This window comes from Mycoavidus sp. HKI (assembly GCF_020023735.2).
Classification (GTDB): Bacteria; Pseudomonadota; Gammaproteobacteria; order Burkholderiales; family Burkholderiaceae; genus Mycoavidus.
In genome coordinates this window covers 1,340,375-1,357,309 of record NZ_CP076444.2, presented here as the reverse complement: position 1 = coordinate 1,357,309, position 16,935 = coordinate 1,340,375, and the positions used below count along the sequence as shown (strand labels likewise).

Here is a 16,935-nt window from a genome sequence, read left to right as displayed (position 1 = left end):
ACATGAGTAGGTCGTGAATCAGTACTAGATCATGGCCTATTAGAATTTTGTCAAACGGGGCAACAGTCCTAATTTGTCGAGTAAGAGCGAAGCATTGCTGCTTCGCCCTCCTCTAAGAACCAGCCCTTTCAGGGTGTTGATTCAAAGAGCAGCTTCCCTAATAGCTCTAGCAGAAGAGAAATGCTTGTGTGCTGTTACGGAGTCTGTGTAGGATTTAGTTTTCGGTTTTTTGGGGCCGCGTTGTCGAACCCGAATACGTTGTGGATCGACGTAGCGAGCAATCTGCAGCAACAGCCGCCCTAAGGCCGGGCCTTGATATAGTCTGATCCAGCTGTTCCAAGCCTCAGGAGGCAAGAAACTCATCATGCCGTAATAGGCCATACGCACCTCATTGGCCATATAGTAAGTGGATACCTCGACTTGTTGTTCTTGATGAGCCTGCTCAATCACTCGCTTGAGTAGCGCCAGGATGTTGTAAGCTAATATTGCTGTAGCAAAGCCCAACAAAGCAGCGCGTGGATGACCCAAAGTGCGAATTTCGCTTTTGAGATCGGCTTCCAGGCGCTGGAACATTCCTTCAATACGCCAGCGTCGGCGGTAAAGATCAGCAATTTTTTGCGCGCCCACCTCAGCAGGCAGATTGCTCCAAATACGAAGGCGGGTTTCGCCCGAGCTAGTAGGATGATCTAAACGCACGTCAATCCGACGCCAAGTCTGGACTTCATCGCGCAGGCTAATTGTTTGCTCATAAACCTCACCTGTGTCGCAGCGACCCACATAATGCAGCTCACTCTCTTGAGCCAGCCTCGGGTGATATTGGGCCGCTTCACGCACGATGAAACAGGCGTTTTGGATCTGCCAACCCATTAGCACTTTCTTAAGGCAGAAGTGCCGATCTGCTATCCATACATCACCAGGCTGAGCCCTGGCTAACAAAGGTTCAAGAATCGTGCTCTCTGGTGTGTAGGCATCTTCGCAGGGTACAATATCAGTCACCAGGCTTTGATCTAGGTCGTAAACTACTAAAGTATGACCTGGTAACGCTGCTCCTGTCTTTGTCTTTAGCGCTGTTAAACGCTTTTCGGTCGAAGGTAAGTGGTTACCATCCACCACTCGCATCCGGTAACCTGGCAAGGTAACTGGCAAATTCAGCGGCGCAAGCACGGGCGCCAAACGCATAGCGCTCTCCCGTACCAATACTTGCAATAGCTTCGGCTCAGTCCGATTTATCTTGTCATATAGTGAGCTTAGCGACACATTCAATTTATCTTTATATGTCTGCGAAGCGCTATGGAGTGAATGACAAACGCCCAGCGTCACCATCGACATCATTTCTACTACCGTCGAAAATAATAATTCCCGCGAGTACTGTCTTTCTCGGTGTTTTTCAAATAAAGCATCTATCCACTCCGTATCAAATATTGACCCCATCAATAACCGCGTCATTACGCTTATTGGCATCTTCTGCGTCGCTTGCTCGAACAGTTTTCTTAGCATATTCTCTCCGATTCGTTGATACTCCTCATTTAGGATAGCTCAAACACCCTGAAAGGGCTGCCTCTAAGAACCGTGCGTGCAGATCACCCTGCACACGGCTCAAGCCATTCTTCAGCACCATGGCGTGGTACCGGGTAGCGCTACGGAATTAGTTTTGGTTTGGCGTCGTTTAAAGTAAGGTGCCCATGCGGGATCGAAAGGATTGGCCGGGGCTTGTATTTTGACGTGCCTCACGATGGAGAGCAACGGTGCGCAGAAGATCGGTAGCCAGTGAATGAAGTGTATTAGTTCAGATCTGATCTGACAGTAAGGCCTTGCCAAATGGTGGGGTCGGGTAGCAAGAGTCCATTACTGGCCCCCCGCCCAACACGTACACATGACCTTATCCAGCCCATTCTCGCGGTGAATAACTTCTTTAGCACGACTAGGGTCTGGAACGAAAGCCGCATCATAAAAGTCTGTGAGCACTACGAGTCACTTCAAGAGTTTTTGTTCAATTGTGTCGAATGAGACATGTAAAATTCGTTGTTCCACATCGTGGGTTGAAAAGGGCCCAGGATGACAGGGATCATTTGAATGAAGCTTTTAAATAAATAAGAGAATATTGATGCTCACTTCCATCTCGAATTCTGCCATTACGCATTATCCGGCGGCACAAAAGACCGTAAAACCATCGTTTCTCCTGCTAACCCTAGAAATTCGAGAAGCAATAGAAAATCTGCTGGATTTTTCAAGCCAGCAGGATTTGTTTAAAGCGCTCACTACGGTGACTCGCAATAGCGAACCCATAGATTCGCCCGTTCTGAAGCTACACCTAATCAAAGATAGGATTCAAGCCAAATATCAAGAAGCTTTGATCCACTCAGATAAGAGCTTGGAAGATTTTGCGTGGAATGAAGTGGCAAGGTTATGTGTCTTGCATCAACTCGATCAGGCGGTAGAGAAATCTGCACTTTTGGAACTGTTATGGTTTGTCAATGACCTAGGGCTATTTGGCTATATATACGACGAAATCGATTCTGAAATAGAACAAAAGCTATTGAGTTGGGTGGAGCGCTCTAAGACAGAAGAAGTACAAACTGTGGCAGCTAATGCGCTGATGCTATTGGTGAAAGCCGGCGTGCAATTGAAGAATAGAGATTTCAGGGGAATACGCGTGCCCGGCGCAGATTTAAGTCATGGGGTGTTTGATGATACGCAATTTCAAGGTGCGGATTTAAGAAATGTAAATTGGTACCATGCTCAGCTAAGAAGAGTCAATTTAGAGGGGGCCGATCTCCAGGGATTAGAGTTGGTTGAAAGTCCCGCACTACAGATGGAAAATGAAGTGAAGGCTTGTTGTTATTCACTGGATGGGCACTGGTTGGCTGTGAAGGAGAGTCAATATATCTATCTCTATGAAACAGAGAGCTTACAGAAAGTCCATACGTATACTAGCCATAGGTATTCGGATAGTAGTATTGCGTTCTCAAGAGATGGTCAGTGGCTAGCTGCTGGTGATGGTAATCTGTGGCATGTCTTGGGCGATCGATCCCTCGCACACACGTATAGTGGATTCGGGAGTGTCGCGTTTTCAGTCGATGGCCAATATTTAGCTGTTGTAAATTATGATAATAGTGTGCAACTGTGGCATGTCTCGGGTGACCGATCTCTTGCGCGCGCCTATACTGGCTATTACGGTCATTTGGGGCTGCATAGTGTCGTGTTCTCAAGCGATGGCCAATGGTTAGCTGCTAGTGATACTCGGACGGCACTGCTGTGGCATGTCTCTGGCGATGGATCTCCCGTGCACAGATATACTGAGGATTGGGTGGGAGATCCCGCGTTTTCAGTCGATGGCCAATATGTGGCGTTTGGAAGTGCTGAGGGAGTGAATCTGTGGCATGTCTCGGATAATCTATCTCTTGTGCACACATATACTGGACATAATGAGCGTGTGAGTAGTGTCGCGTTCTCAAACGATGGTCAGTGGCTAGCATCTGCAGATTTAATTAATACAGTGAAGCTGTGGTATGTCTCGGGCAGTCGATCTCTTGCATGCACGTATACTGGGCATACATCTCGGGTGAATAGCATCGCATTCTCAAGCGATAGCCAGTGGCTAGCATCTGCAAGTGATGATAAGACGGTGGGGCTGTGGCATATTAGGCGCAGTGCGTATATTGTGAGTGGGAGAGAACTGGAGGAAGGTACGCTAACTGCAGAAGATGCATTGATCGAAAATGCCTGCGGTTTAAGCTCTGAAAACGCCGCCTTACTCAGACAGCGAGGCGCAAGATAGCTCTTTTATCCGGACGGTTGGAGACGAGTAAACCATACTGAGCTTGCAGCAACTGCCGATAAAATGCGTGTAATCTAGGTACTTGCCTGCATCATTATTGGCAGATGTTGATGTTGAGTGCGCTGACTGTGGCAGATGCAGTGAGCGAAATATCGTAGTTTTTTGCTTGATGAAGTCTCGATTTGATCTGACAGCTACTCAATTTGATGTATGAAGTGACCAGGTCAAAATTTGAGTGGGTTCTAGCTCATCTTCGATAATTTTTTCAAATTGCTCAGTTTTCTCTTTTTATCTGAAAAAAAGCAATAAGCGTGATCTGATAAGCGATCACGTGCTCCATTCTGTTGATCAGCGTGCAAAACTTTCCAGTTTAGGAGGGGAAACAGCGTCCAAAAGTTTCCACCCTATTTATGCAATGATCCGGCGAATTTGCCGGGGTAACTGGAGTGTTTTACATGGATATGATTTACGAGATAAGACGTCGATACAAAGTACAAAAACAGAGCATCAGCGCGATAGCGCGAGAGATGGGTCTATCGCGCCCGACAGTGCGCAAAAATGTGGAGACGGTAGAGGAGCCCAAATATGAGCGAGCACAGCCAATACGCCCCCAATTGGGGGCTTATGAAGGGCAACTAGAGCAATGGTTAGAACAAGAAGCAAAGTTTCCCCGTAGCCGTCGTCGTACCGCCCGTAGATTGTTTGAAGGGTTACAGGAAGTGGGGTACCAGGGTGCTTATGACAGCGTGCAACGCTTTGTTAAGGATTGGAAACTGAAGGCTCAAGGGCCGCGAGTCACACAGGTTTTTGTGCCACTCGTATTTGAGCCTGCTGACGCTTGCCAATTTGATTGGAGCCATGAGCATGTCGAATTAGGGGGCGTTGCGCAAACGATCAAGGTGGCCCATTTTCGGCTGGCGTATAGCCGTCAGCTCTTCGGGGATGCAAAAATGACCGCCGCTTTGTTGGACCGGATTACCCATCATTGCCACATCCTTGAAACTGGCAATCAATCTTACCGTTTCAAACATCGAAATATCCCCTCTCATTTAGTGCCTTAACTGGAAACTTTTCGGCGCTGTTTACTGGCAAATTTTGGACGCTGTTTGACAATCTCAAATTCGCTTGCAAAAAAGTGAAATGATGTCTGTAAATCGCACAGCTGAAGCCATTGTATCTTCGGCAGCTGATCCAATGAACTTTAAAATATGTCCGTCACCAGATACAAGTGCAGTTTTTATATTGCGCACTCGCATCCGGCAACCACGTGGTCCTTACCTCTAAGCAGCACTTCACACAGCAAAGGGGGGCGATCAGAAATAGCTTTCCAACTTGCTCTTTCTGCGCACATCTAGGGTTATACAATGAAAGCCACCACCTAATGTCCGCCCGTGACGCAATAAGGTAGGTAGTACATCAATCCCTCGTTTTTCTAGCAGTTTAATGAGTTCAGTTTGATGCTTGTCTACCACAGCGAGGGTAGGTGAAAGCATTAACAAGTTCATCCCCAACCATTTTGAAGATGATGGCTTAATGTCTGAATAACTATATTCTGTCATCTTCGGTGCGTAAATAATTTCCCACTTCTTCAGTATGTCTGGAATATTATCTTCATTGACACGTGCCGGATTAGCCAACAACAAGCCTGGGCGCAGAAAAGAGAGGGTCGAATCAATATGAACGGAAGAATATATGCTGGGTGATAGTTCGTGGACAGTATAATCATGGCCTACGGCATTTTGTAGCCACTGCATACCGAGTCTATTACCGGAATCAGATACTAAATAAAACAAGTCGCGACCCGCACGGATCACATTGGCGGCATCAAATACTGGTTCATGATTATTTAGACTCAGCTGCGCTTTGTCCTGTATGTTGTATCCGTGGTCTAGCAGCCTGGGCTTAGGGGCAGAAATCCAGCGGGCACCCGATTGCATAAATTCAATCAGAGTCTCTTTATAAGCGATAGTCTCAAAATATCTGGATCTAAATAAATTAGGTGTTTCAATAATTGAATTACCCACTGTCAATAAAACATCTCGGGGGCAATATGGAAAAAAAGAATCGCAATGCTAGTCAGGAGTAGAAAAATTATTTATAGAAATATCTTCTGGTCGCCTAACTTTGATATTAAGTTTTTTTAATTCAGAAGTAAAGTTATCAATATCCTCCTCAGTCTCATGCAAGATATATTCAGGGAAAAATTCTGAAATATCAGGGTCGAAATAATCATAGCCACCGCCGACAGAAGCTGCGATGATTCCTTTATCTTTTTCCGGGACCCTAGCAAGTCGAGCGCTACCAACAATAATTTCTTCTAATTCATCCCATTCATTATGTGAATTGACTAAGTTATTTGCTTTCATTAAATCTCCTCTTAATTTAGCATTTAAATTTTTAATAAAAAATCTAAGTCATGATTTATTTTTAGAAAAAATGTTTTCTCTTATTTCGCTACAACCTCGCGGCACCTCCTTCGATGAAAAAAATCTCTTGCAGATAAAGACATTGCCTACTGAAATTTTATGCTAAGAGGAATCATAGCCGTAAATTGCGCAAATTTCAAAAAATATGGCCTCGCTTGACGTACTGACAATACTGACTGCCTCAGCATAAAGTCTTTAGCTGGGTGGTTGGCTGTCGGTGAGCTACTTACTAGATGCATCGACTGCCCCGAACAATTGTTAGCCTGCTATGAATCGGGCTCTCGGGGTGATGCTTCCTTGTATTGATCGTTGCAATAAGCCCGCCAACGAAGCAGACGAAATAACCCATTGCGAAGCAAAGCAAAAGCAGTTGGGGCATACGAGCATCAAGATGGCGGAACATTATGTGCGGAATCGCCGAGGCGATAAGGTGGAGCCGACGAAATGAGAGAGGCTGGCAGCATTCGTTATTTATTTGTGTAAAATCCGGCGACGCGCATGGATGAGTCATGAATAAGCCCTGGGTCAGGGCTTATGAAATTTTTTTACTTAATTGAACAAGATTTATGCTGAACCCTATTTCGAGCTCTACCAATCTGCATTATCTAGCAACACAAAAATCCACAGAATCAGGTTTTCTTTCGCTTCCCCTGGAAATCAGGGAAGAAATAGAAAAGTTTCTGGATTTTTCGAGCCAGCAAGCTTTGTTTAAAGCATTGACCAAAGTGACTCGCAATGATGAACCTATAGATTCGCCTATTTTAAAGTTGCACTTAATCAAAGAAAGGATTCAATCCCAATATCTAGGATCTCTCATAAGCTCAGATGAAGGGTTAAAGAAATTTGCATTGAGCCAATTAGAAAAGTTATCAGACTCAGGGCAATTCGATCAGGTTGTAGAGAAATTAGCGCTTTTGAGTTGGTATGTCTTGTTAACGATGCAGAGATATTTAGATTTTTACAAGAAAGAGTCCAACAAGATGCACAGCTAAAACAGAAATTATTAGACTGGGTGGAAAGGTCGAAAACAGAAGAGGTGCAGCCTATAGCAGCTAACGCGTTGGCATTATTAGTGAAAGCTGGCGTGCAATTGAATAACAAAGATTTCAGCGGTATACGCGTGCCTGGGGCAGATTTAAGCTATGGGGTGTTTGACCATACGCAATTTCAAGGAGCGGATTTAAGGGGAGTGAAATTTTGTATGAGCTGGCTGCGAGACGCGAATTTAAGTGGAGCGCAGATGGCTGGAGTGCAGTTTGGCGAATGGTCGTATTTCGAAGAAGAGAGCTCAGTATGGTCGTGCGCGTATTCACCGGATGGTAAAAGGTATGCGGTAGGTCTCTACAACGGTAAGATCAGTGTGTATACGACCTTGAATTGGGAGAAAATCCAGACCTTAGAAGGCCATACTGGAAGTGTTTTTAGCGTAGTGTATTCGCCAAGTGGCTCGCAGCTAGCGTCTGGGAGTAGTGACAAAACGATTCGATTATGGGACGGGGCGAGTGGCAAGTCAGTCCAGACCTTAGAAGGTCATACTGCTGGTGTTAATAGCGTAGTGTATTCGCCCAGTGGCACGCAGCTAGCGTCTGGGAGTAATGACAAGACAGTTCGCTTGTGGGGCGCGGCGATTGGCAGGTCAGTCCAGACCTTAGAAGGCCATACTGGTGAAATTTATAGCGTAGTGTATTCGCCCAGTGGCTCGCAGCTAGCGTCGGGGAGTTGGGACAATACGGTGCGTCTATGGGATGTCCAAACGGGTGAGTGCCGGATCCTCATTGAGGATAGTGGTTCAGTGGCAAGCCTCTCCTGGAAAGAGATCAGCGGAGTAGACTATTTAGGAATAGGTGGTTTTGATAATTCAGTGCGGCAATGGGAATTAAAAAAAGAGGGAGTGGACTATAAGGCGCATTTGAGCTGGAGTACGGGTCATAGTTTTCTGACGGTGAGAGGAGCGTTAATGGAAGGAGTGGAAGGGTTAAGCGAAGTGAATCAAAGGCTGTCAAAACAGAGAGGAGCTGGATTAGCGTAAATTGTACAAGCGGAGTAGAAAAGAAGGGTTTAGCAATAGACACTGGCGTTAAAGGGATTAACCTCAGCAATCGAGATTCCGGCGGGCTTATCGTTCAGATTTAACGAGGTCCGCTGGTAACAGCAGCACCGTAGTAGCACAAGACGCATTGTAGTGGCGCAGAAGGCCAACAGGTCAGTTGGTTTCCCCATCTAAAACATCTAGAAATTTCTCTGTCCTAGTTTTGCTCTGCTGTTCTCCACAGTAAGGCACAAGACGGCAAAAAAAATCATCTCCAGTCCCGACTCAGCCCAAACATTTTCCTCTTGTATTTATCGTTGCGATAAACCCGCCCACGAAACAGAAGAAAAAACGCATTACGAAGCAAAAAACCGGTGCAGAAGCGGAGGTTTGAAGCTGTAAAGCCTTATAAAAACAGGGAATTGGCGGAAAGGGAGGGATTTGAACCAGCAGCATAGGGGAATACGGGGGATGTTATGGGTTTAATGCCTTGATTTTATGGGGCTTCACACCCTTACAGTTCCCTGGTTTCCCCTCATTTGTCCCAAGATTTGTCCCAAGCTATGGCGCTTGATCATGCTCACTGACAATCAGCGGTTCCTGGTCGTACTGTTCACACGTAGCCTGGAGCACGCGGAAAATGCGTTTTGTAGTCGCTGGGGCGAGATAAGAAATTTAGGAGAAATTCGTTGAAAGATAGAGGTAGACAATCAAGGAATTTTGGCCTAAACAGGTAGGCACTCAGTCTCTAGAAATTTAGAGTAATACAGGGCTTCATAAGCAGTGTATTGATTGGTTGATTTAATGTCACGTCATCACAAAGTTATATTTAACTTAATGAATCTATAAGTTCTTGCATTAGTTTCTGAGCTTTTGCTAAAGCTAAATCTTCTCTAAGTTTTTTTGCTCGCGCACAAGATTGACGTTATCTTTACAGATTTGAAAATTACGCTGAGTAAGGTAAGCATTATTTTCAAGAAGAATATGTCGGTTTTTAATAGAATCTATTTTTGTTTTATAAAGGTTTTCTGCGTTGTTTACAATCTCATCAACATTTATTTTTAGTTTATTTAGGAAATTTATAATATTTACCTCAATCTCTGGTGTTACCGATATTTCTTGATTTATTTCTATTTTTAGTTGGTGCGCATCATCAAATATTTTATCTACAATATTTTCATCGTCTTTTATATCAAAACCACGCTTAAGGACCATTATTAAAGCTTTATCCAGAAGAACAGATCTACTTGCAAATTCCCCAAGCGGTTTTATAAGTGATTTTTCAAAATCAAGCGCAATATTTCCTAAAGAATCTGTCCCATCGCATACCATATCCAAACAATCAGCTTTTACTTTAGCTAGGTCATTTCTAATATCTTCCAAAGATTTTACCGATCCTTTATTTATTTCAATCGCAAGCGGCTGCTTTGTAAAATTAGAGTTATCACTCTCATGAGTATCACTCCCACAACCTACAAAAGGAGAAGTAAATAATATTATTGAAATTAAAATAAGACGCATTGTTATTTAAATTGAAATTTATTCATTAAAAAATCACTTTATTATAAAAAATAAATTGATTTATGGAAAATATTCCGGAGGAGCTAAATCATCCTCATCCTCACTCTCATCCTCATCCTCATAAATAACGTCTGTCTGACCAATATTATTTTCGTCTACTAAAGCCTCCCGAAGTCTAGCTTGCATAAAATTTAACTGGTCTCTAAGAGAGTGATTTTCAGATGCAAGTTCTTCGTTAGTTTGAACAAGTCCCGAGTTAACTTGAAAAAGTTCTGCGTTAGTTTGAGCAAGCGCTACGTTATTTTGCAGTCGCCCGATGTTATGCCCAATCTCGCTATTTACTCTGCTACATTCACCGAAAACCCTTAAACGATCTTCGTCAGTCGCTGGCGTTGCTAATACTGCCTCGTTTATCTCTCTCTCTACTTGCACCACGTCTTCTGCCATTCTGTTTAAATTTTCTCGCCTGGCGTGCATGTCTGTGTTCGTCTCCATAGACGATTCTTGCTCAACTGCATCTATTAGGCGTTCCAATAGCAATACAGTTTTACTTGCAATGCTCCCCAAAGGTCTGGCTAGCGCTTTTTCCAATTCATGCGCAATTGCCCCTAAAGGTCTTATCGTCACTGTCTCTACGCCGCGTGCAATCCCCCCTAGAGGTCTTATTGTCACTTTCTCCAGTTCACGGGCAATTTCTCCTACAGGTCTTATCGTCACTTTCTCGACACCCCGCGCGACCTGTCCTAAGGGTCTTATCGTCACTCTCTCGACACCCTGCGCGACTTGTCCTAATGGTCTTATCGTCGTTTTCTCTACTTCACGAAGAACACTTTCTACAGCACCCATTACTTTCTCCTTGGACTATAAAAACAAACAAATCCCCAATTTAAATTTCCTAACGGATAGCGGCTCGCGGATTTTAATTGTTTATACTGGTTAAGATGGTTTATAAACAATATAAGATAATTATTATTCACGAGATGCTTGCTAATGTAAGCTAGTCGATGAAGAGAGCAAAATCAAGAAATTTAAAAATTGATAGAGGAACGGTGTTGACAATGGGCTACGTAAACTTTGCTTTTACCCATGTTTTACGAGTCGTAGTGAGGAATGTTTTTTTTTGGAAAAAGCAGATTGCTTAGAAATAGCAGCAAATAGAAAAGCGAGATTTTAATAGACTTTGAGCAATACAAGCCTTTGTAGTCAGAGTATCGTAAAATATATTTTAATTTTATAGAGATCTTCTCGATTTCATTAATAACTTAAAAAGTTTAATTTAATCTATTTTCTAATTTTATAGACTTTCATCTATACTCTCACTCATTTCTTCTTTCAATTCTTCCGTCTCTCTTGAAATGTCATTTAAAATATAACTATTATTTTTTAAATTTGGATAAGAATTGATTAATATTATTAAACGCTCCACCAGCAATAAGGTTCTACTTGCGATTCCCCCAATTGGCTCTGGCATAATTTTTTCTAAGTTACGTGCGATCTCTGCTAAGTCTACTGCGCTATCATGCGCAGCACGGCCATAATCTTTTACGCTCACTTTGCTTAATTCATCTGCAAGCTCCGCTAAGGATTTTTTCGCATTTTTATTTTTTCCAGATATGAGCGCCTGTTCTTCATGGATAGGATTATCTCCACCACAGCCCATAAAAGGAAAAATACATAATATTATGGAAAGAAAAATAGGTCTCATCGTCATTTAAATAAAAATTTTATGAAATGATGCCTAGTAAAATGATTGCCGCAGTAATAGTCATATCCTTATACACAACTCAAAATATCTGGTTTTGGCGCGCCCAGCGTAGACCCTGAGCAAAGGCAGTAACCTGCTGTAATCCTTGCCAGATGGTTTTTACGCCGGGCTCGCCATCCCCTTTTCGGCCTAAGAATCCACCCAACATCGCAATAAGCCGCACTACTTCATTGAGTCGAGGCGTCTTTTTTGGCACAGGTTTTTTCATGAGAAGATACGCGGCTTGCCATTCCTCTGGCTCAAACAGCAGTTCTGCTTCCAGATCAGGGCAAGTACGGCCTAGTCTCATCAAGCGAGCGATTCGCCAAGCCACCACCATATAGACCGCCAGCGCCCTCTCTAACTTTTCGATAGCCCCTAGTTGCAGCGCCTCGACGCGACAGCCGTTTTTGAGAACGTGGAAGAACATCTCAATCTCCCAGCGAGCCCGATACCAGTCAATCAACTCCACTGCTGCGTCGAAATCAAGTACCACGCGATTAGTGAGCAAGCGCCACTCCACAGGCTTACAGCCAGACGGTACCTCCACTTCTTGGGCTATTACGCAGGTCACTTCTAACGGGGAGCCCTTTCTATCATCAAGGACAACGCGTTTCATTCTGACTTGCTGACGTACCGCTCGAGCCTTTTGGCCATGCCGTGAGGGCATCATAAAATGCAATTCGCCTACCGCTGCCTGCGCACCGACTGCCTCCCACAGGCGAGCACCATCTGGTAGCACCCGGTTGTGACACGAGCGAATTAACCAATCCACCGGATTCCCCAGTTCGGAGGCTTTGCATATCAGTTCTAGCATGTCGGATTCACGGTCTGCCATATACACCAAACGTGTCTCGGGGTAACTCGGCTGAGAGTTCTGCCAGTCGGCTATACCCTTCGATCCAGCGTATACTTTCCTTGATCCCAGACCGATTCTCTACGTCTTCTTTGGATGCACGTGCCCACATCCACGCATCTAATACGCCTAACGGTTCACGCTCCAACGATACCGCATACGTCGGGTGCAGGTACATACCTCGTTGCGCTTCGTAACACAGGGGACCCAAGCCTTCTATCGATTGTCCGTTGAAGTTCAGTTCCGTGGTGTCTTGGATGCACAAAACGGTACGCTGCTCTTGTAAGCGCGCACGCGAACAGGACCAGTGCGGCTCTAAAATAGACTCCCAACCTATATCCTCTTGAGATAAAAATCGATACGCCCCCTGGGTTTCCGCCCACCCTTTACATGCCCCAGGCAGACTCGCCGTCGGCTTTTCCCCAAGACGCTCTGCAAGCAACATCAGCCTCTTGTTTAACCGCTTGTCACCTAAATCTACTGTCTTAAATTCTTTCGCTGCCCAGCTCATCTCTGCCTGTCATCTCTTTCTTTTAAAGGTTTATTGTACTTGGCTGTTTATAGTTGTGTGTAAGGACATGAGTAATAGTCAGTGCTCCCCCTAGGCGAGTTGCTATCTGTGCAAATGGCATCAGTTCTAGGCGGTAGGCTGCAGACAGTATCGCTACGTCACCAATACCGCCCATACCGCTGTGGCAGGCATTAATGATTGCGCTTTCAATCGGATATAAACCCACCCATTTGCCTACAAAAAATCCCACGGTGGTTAATGTGCAAACCGTCGCCGTAATGGTGGCGATATTGGCTAAGGTGAAGCCAGCTAGTAAGTCGTTCCACGGCGTAATGGTGATCCCGATTGCAAAGAGCAAAGGATAAGTAACCACCGTCGAGAAAAAACGATAAACGATACGAGCGCCGCCCTCCAGCTTGGGTGAAATGGCGTAAGTTAGCTTGGCGAGTACCGCAAGAAAGAGCATCGCTACGGGTGCGGGCAAGCCAATCAGCTTATGTACAAGTATTCCCAACATATATAAACAAATCGCGATCATGCCCGCGGCGGCGAGATGTTCAACCGTGACAGAAGAAGCGTCGCTAGGGTTTGTGGATATACCCTCGTCAGCAGCAGATAAGCGGCCTTTGCCACTATAGCTGGCATGGCGCTTACCGAATTGATGAAGCAAACTGGCACAGATAATCGCTATCAAATTCCCGAGCACGATAGCGGGTATAACTTGGGCGAATAACTGCTTTTGTGGCAAGTTAAGAATATCCGCATAGCCAAGCGTGAGAGGAATTGCCCCTTCTCCAATACCCCCCGCCATAACGGGAACGACAAGATAGAAAAAAGTATGGTGAGCGCCTAACCCAAAAGCCATCCCGGTCAGCGTGCCAACGATAGCGGCGGCAACTGAGCCGACAGCAAGAGGGACAAAAATTTTAGCCATCCCCGCAACAAGTGTTCTGCGGTCCATACTAAGAATACTGCCAACCACTACAGAGGCGATAAAGAGATACAGGATATTGGTTGACTGCCAAAAATCATTAATTGATCTAACCAATTCACCCGGTAAAAGTTTGTAATACACCAAGCAGGAGGGAAGGAAGGTCGTAACGATAACCGGCCCACCAATCAGACGTAGGAGCGGAATACGCGCCCCCAATTCGGCACATGTAAAGCCTAAGGTAGTGAGTATCGCCACCATGATGGAGATATCACTGGAGATTTTTCCAAAGGCTAAAAGAATGCTCAAGCAAAAAAGAATAACGCAATACAGCGGTAACGGAATAATGCCGATGTGCCTGTGCATCAGCTTTTGCAATCGGGTACAAATAAATGCGAGATGAAACATACTCGTTTTATGTTGCCGTCGAAAATATCGCCACTTTTTATGTACCAAAACACCACTATCAGCCGATGAAGTATTCATTTGCCTACATCTCCATAATTTGAGTTATTCATTTCACACTCGCTGCCAAAAGGAGGCCCCTAAGTGATTTTTTGAGCGTTATCCACTAAAGGCACTCCATGTAAATCATCTTGCGTTGAGAGCTCCGTAGATCCCTCATATATGATTTGAGCGCTAGTATGGACGGCAAAGAATATGTAAAAAATAGTAATCTCAAGGTTTATCTTTGCTCATTGGGCAAAGAATCGAATGAACCAGGATTGAGACAGCGTTGCTGAGGGAAAGATCGAAGAGGAGCCAGGGCACCGCTACAGAGTTATGTAGAGGCTTCTTAACTAAGGTGAAATAAGAGTTATGTGGATATATAAACCATTTCTTATATAAAATATGAATCATATTCTATCGAAGCGTTGCTTTTATGACACTGTATATTTAACCAGTTATTAAGTTTCTAGCTTCAAAGTATACTTTCCATTGCTTATTGAGCATGTTTAAAAAATAAATAAACAAACTCTGCACTTTCAAATTAGCTCTATAATTTTTTTGAAAATAAGGTGGAATTACTTTAGGAGCGGGGACAGTGATCATCAATCAGCAGCGATTGCTTTACTTCAATGCCGTATTTATCCATAGACAAATTTCTAAAGCCGCGGTGAGTGAGAGTGCACACGCATCCGTTGTTACGCGCCAGATACAGATTTTAGAAAAAGAGATAGGATACCCATTATTCGATCGCTGCCCGCGTGAAATGAAGCCCACTTATGTAGCTGAGTTATTGTCTGAATATTATCGCAGGAACTGCGAGGCGCTGAAAGCCTTTGAGGCTAGCTTACAGGAGTTGCGCGATATGCGACGAGGTAGTGTGAGTCTTGCTATACCGGCTATCTTTGTGCATGTCTTTATGGATATATTTGATGAATTTCGTCTTCGATATCCCGGCGTGCATCTACAGATTGAAGAAATATTTGAAACCACAAAGATAATCGACCACATACTTAGCGATACTGTTGATATAGGGATAGCCGATGTTTGCCCAGAAACTCTGGATATTCAATTTTATGCAAGCGTGCTTTTACCGCTATATCTGTTAGTCAGTAAGCATCATCCGTTAGCTGGTAAACGGAAGGTAACTTTTGCGGAAGCGATAAGTTATCCAGTTTCACTTCCCGCTTCGGGGATGATACTAGAAACAGTGCAAGCGATAGCGCGATCAGAAAAACTCCAACTTTGCCCTTCATCGTTTGTGAGTAATTCAACCACAGTCCGTAAAACATTTGCGTCTACTGGCTCGGGTGCCGTGTTTATGTCCGCTTTTTCCGCACGAGAGGAAATTAAGGCAGGTAAGCTTATCGCGTTGGAAGTGGACCACCCGGATTTTCAATCTAGCAAGATGGCTTTAATTACCCGGCGTGGCAAACCCGTTTTGCCAGCCATGAATCAATTACTTAGATTGCTCAAAGCAAGATTATCCGTTTTTACTCTCTCGCCAGAGATGGATAGTAATTCGTCAATTCCATTCGGAGCATCAAATGCAGAGTAAAACTCCACCTCGCAATAGTCGCCGTAATGCCATTAAGGCCCTCATTGCCGCAGGTGCAGCGGCGATTGCTGCGCCCTATATCATCACCTCCCGGAAGAGCGCGCCTTCAAGGAAAATGACTACAGAATCCGCAGATCAAATTGTGATTCGTACTTCGGGGGGCAAGAGTCATTATGCGTATACAGAAATACTCTTTGAACCCTTTAGAAAAGAAACGGGTATTAAGGTGATCGGCATTCCGTCGAATGTGGAGCCTGTTGCAGAAATTAAAACGATGGTCGATACAGGAGAGTACAAGTGGAATATGGCGTGCCTGGGTAATAGGGCTATTCCAGTACTGGGGCAACAGGGTTATTTAGAAGCTCATAGACTGGGGAACGATGATGTCGTTAAAACCATTATGCCGCACCTTTTGTCAGACTATAGCGTTGGTATGAACGTTTACTCTATTGTGCTCGCGTATCGAACGGATGCTTTTAAAGGACGCCCAACCCCCAAGACATGGAAAGATTTTTGGGATGTGGAACGTTTCCCAGGCCGCCGTGGTCTACGTCAAATCCCTTTTGATACCATTGAAGAAGCTTTGCTAGCAGATGGTGTGCTTCCAACTGAAATCTACCCTTGCAAGCTTGAGCGTGCGTTTGATAGCCTCGATAGAATCAAACCGCATATCTCCGTCTGGTGGCAGAATACGCCGCACGCCGAACAGCTATTAAAAACTGGCGAAGTAGATTTAATGCCTGCTTTTATCATTTCAACACTATCTGCTATTGATGCCGGTGCACCGGTTGCATTTTCATGGGACCAACATATCTATGGATATGATAATTGGACGATTTTGAAGGGGACTCCTAATGTGGATGCCTGCCGCCAATTTATCCGATTTGCCACTGACCCAGAGCGACAGGCGCGGCTTATACCCTATGGGATTAGCCCTACACAGCCTAGTGCGTTGGAAAAAGATGTCTTAGAAAGAAACCGAATTGATCCAAAATATGTAAAGTCACTCTCAACGTATCCAGACAATTTAAAAAAAGGGATACCTAGTAGTGGCTTGTATTGGGCAGATAAGCATAGTGCCATTATCGAACGCTTTAGTCAGTGGATGGTAAGCTAACTACATGTTGGAATCAC

The 16,935-nt window shown here is 44.5% G+C and carries 13 protein-coding genes and 2 pseudogenes; 7 read left to right on the top strand and 8 right to left on the bottom strand.

The window, feature by feature from the left end; translation table 11 throughout:
- Positions 1-141: 141 nt before the first annotated feature.
- Positions 142-1,497, bottom strand: a complete 1,356-nt coding sequence (locus tag KMZ15_RS05350) for an IS4 family transposase (protein WP_223691358.1) — start codon at positions 1,495-1,497, stop codon at positions 142-144.
- A gap of 607 nt (positions 1,498-2,104) precedes the next feature.
- Between KMZ15_RS05350 and KMZ15_RS05345 the strand changes: the two genes are divergently transcribed.
- On the top strand, positions 2,105-3,778 hold the full coding sequence (locus KMZ15_RS05345) for a WD40 repeat domain-containing protein (RefSeq protein WP_223691356.1): 1,674 nt from the start codon (positions 2,105-2,107) through the stop codon (positions 3,776-3,778).
- Between the two features lie 932 nt (positions 3,779-4,710).
- Positions 4,711-4,839, top strand: a pseudogene (locus KMZ15_RS05340) (ATP-binding protein); the annotation flags it as partial.
- Positions 4,840-5,091: 252 nt separating this feature from the next.
- On the opposite strand, the gene KMZ15_RS05335 reads toward KMZ15_RS05340, so the two are convergent.
- Entirely contained in the window at positions 5,092-5,802 is a 711-nt protein-coding gene (locus KMZ15_RS05335; RefSeq protein ID WP_223691348.1) for a hypothetical protein, read from the bottom strand.
- Between the two features lie 48 nt (positions 5,803-5,850).
- A complete protein-coding gene (locus KMZ15_RS05330) occupies positions 5,851-6,144 on the bottom strand; it encodes a hypothetical protein (protein ID WP_223691346.1) in 294 nt (97 codons plus the stop codon).
- Between the two features lie 328 nt (positions 6,145-6,472).
- Here KMZ15_RS05330 and KMZ15_RS05325 point away from each other — a divergent pair, with 328 nt between their 5' ends.
- From KMZ15_RS05325 to KMZ15_RS05315, 3 genes are all read left to right on the top strand, one after another.
- Positions 6,473-6,652 carry a hypothetical protein gene (locus tag KMZ15_RS05325; protein WP_223691343.1) on the top strand — a complete coding sequence of 60 codons (180 nt, stop codon included), beginning with the start codon at positions 6,473-6,475 and terminating at the stop codon, positions 6,650-6,652.
- Between the two features lie 118 nt (positions 6,653-6,770).
- A complete protein-coding gene (locus KMZ15_RS05320; protein WP_223691340.1) occupies positions 6,771-7,196 on the top strand; it encodes a hypothetical protein in 426 nt (141 codons plus the stop codon).
- 44 nt (positions 7,197-7,240) lie between these two features.
- The gene (locus KMZ15_RS05315) at positions 7,241-8,233 is read left to right on the top strand and encodes a WD40 repeat domain-containing protein (RefSeq protein WP_223691337.1); all 993 of its coding nucleotides are present in this window, start codon (positions 7,241-7,243) and stop codon (positions 8,231-8,233) included.
- A gap of 882 nt (positions 8,234-9,115) precedes the next feature.
- Here the strand turns inward: KMZ15_RS05315 and KMZ15_RS05310 are convergent.
- The 5 genes and pseudogenes from KMZ15_RS05310 to KMZ15_RS05290 form a co-directional block, all read right to left on the bottom strand.
- Positions 9,116-9,754, bottom strand: a complete 639-nt coding sequence (locus KMZ15_RS05310) for a hypothetical protein (protein ID WP_223691328.1) — start codon at positions 9,752-9,754, stop codon at positions 9,116-9,118.
- Between the two features lie 60 nt (positions 9,755-9,814).
- The gene (locus KMZ15_RS05305; protein WP_223691326.1) at positions 9,815-10,600 is read right to left on the bottom strand and encodes a hypothetical protein; all 786 of its coding nucleotides are present in this window, start codon (positions 10,598-10,600) and stop codon (positions 9,815-9,817) included.
- A 448-nt stretch (positions 10,601-11,048) separates the two neighbouring features.
- Positions 11,049-11,465: a hypothetical protein gene (locus KMZ15_RS05300; RefSeq protein ID WP_223691324.1), complete on the bottom strand. Its 417-nt coding sequence runs from the start codon at positions 11,463-11,465 to the stop codon at positions 11,049-11,051.
- Between the two features lie 73 nt (positions 11,466-11,538).
- Positions 11,539-12,865, bottom strand: a pseudogene (locus tag KMZ15_RS05295) (IS4 family transposase).
- Between the two features lie 22 nt (positions 12,866-12,887).
- Positions 12,888-14,105: a 2-hydroxycarboxylate transporter family protein gene (locus KMZ15_RS05290; RefSeq protein WP_258134735.1), complete on the bottom strand. Its 1,218-nt coding sequence runs from the start codon at positions 14,103-14,105 to the stop codon at positions 12,888-12,890.
- Between the two features lie 736 nt (positions 14,106-14,841).
- Here KMZ15_RS05290 and KMZ15_RS05285 point away from each other — a divergent pair.
- A complete protein-coding gene (locus tag KMZ15_RS05285; RefSeq protein ID WP_223691319.1) occupies positions 14,842-15,801 on the top strand; it encodes a LysR family transcriptional regulator in 960 nt (319 codons plus the stop codon).
- Complete coding sequence (locus KMZ15_RS05280; protein ID WP_223691317.1) at positions 15,791-16,918, top strand: ABC transporter substrate-binding protein; 1,128 nt, start codon at positions 15,791-15,793, stop codon at positions 16,916-16,918. The genes KMZ15_RS05285 and KMZ15_RS05280 overlap by 11 nt, the downstream gene beginning before the upstream one ends.
- Positions 16,919-16,935: the final 17 nt, after the last annotated feature.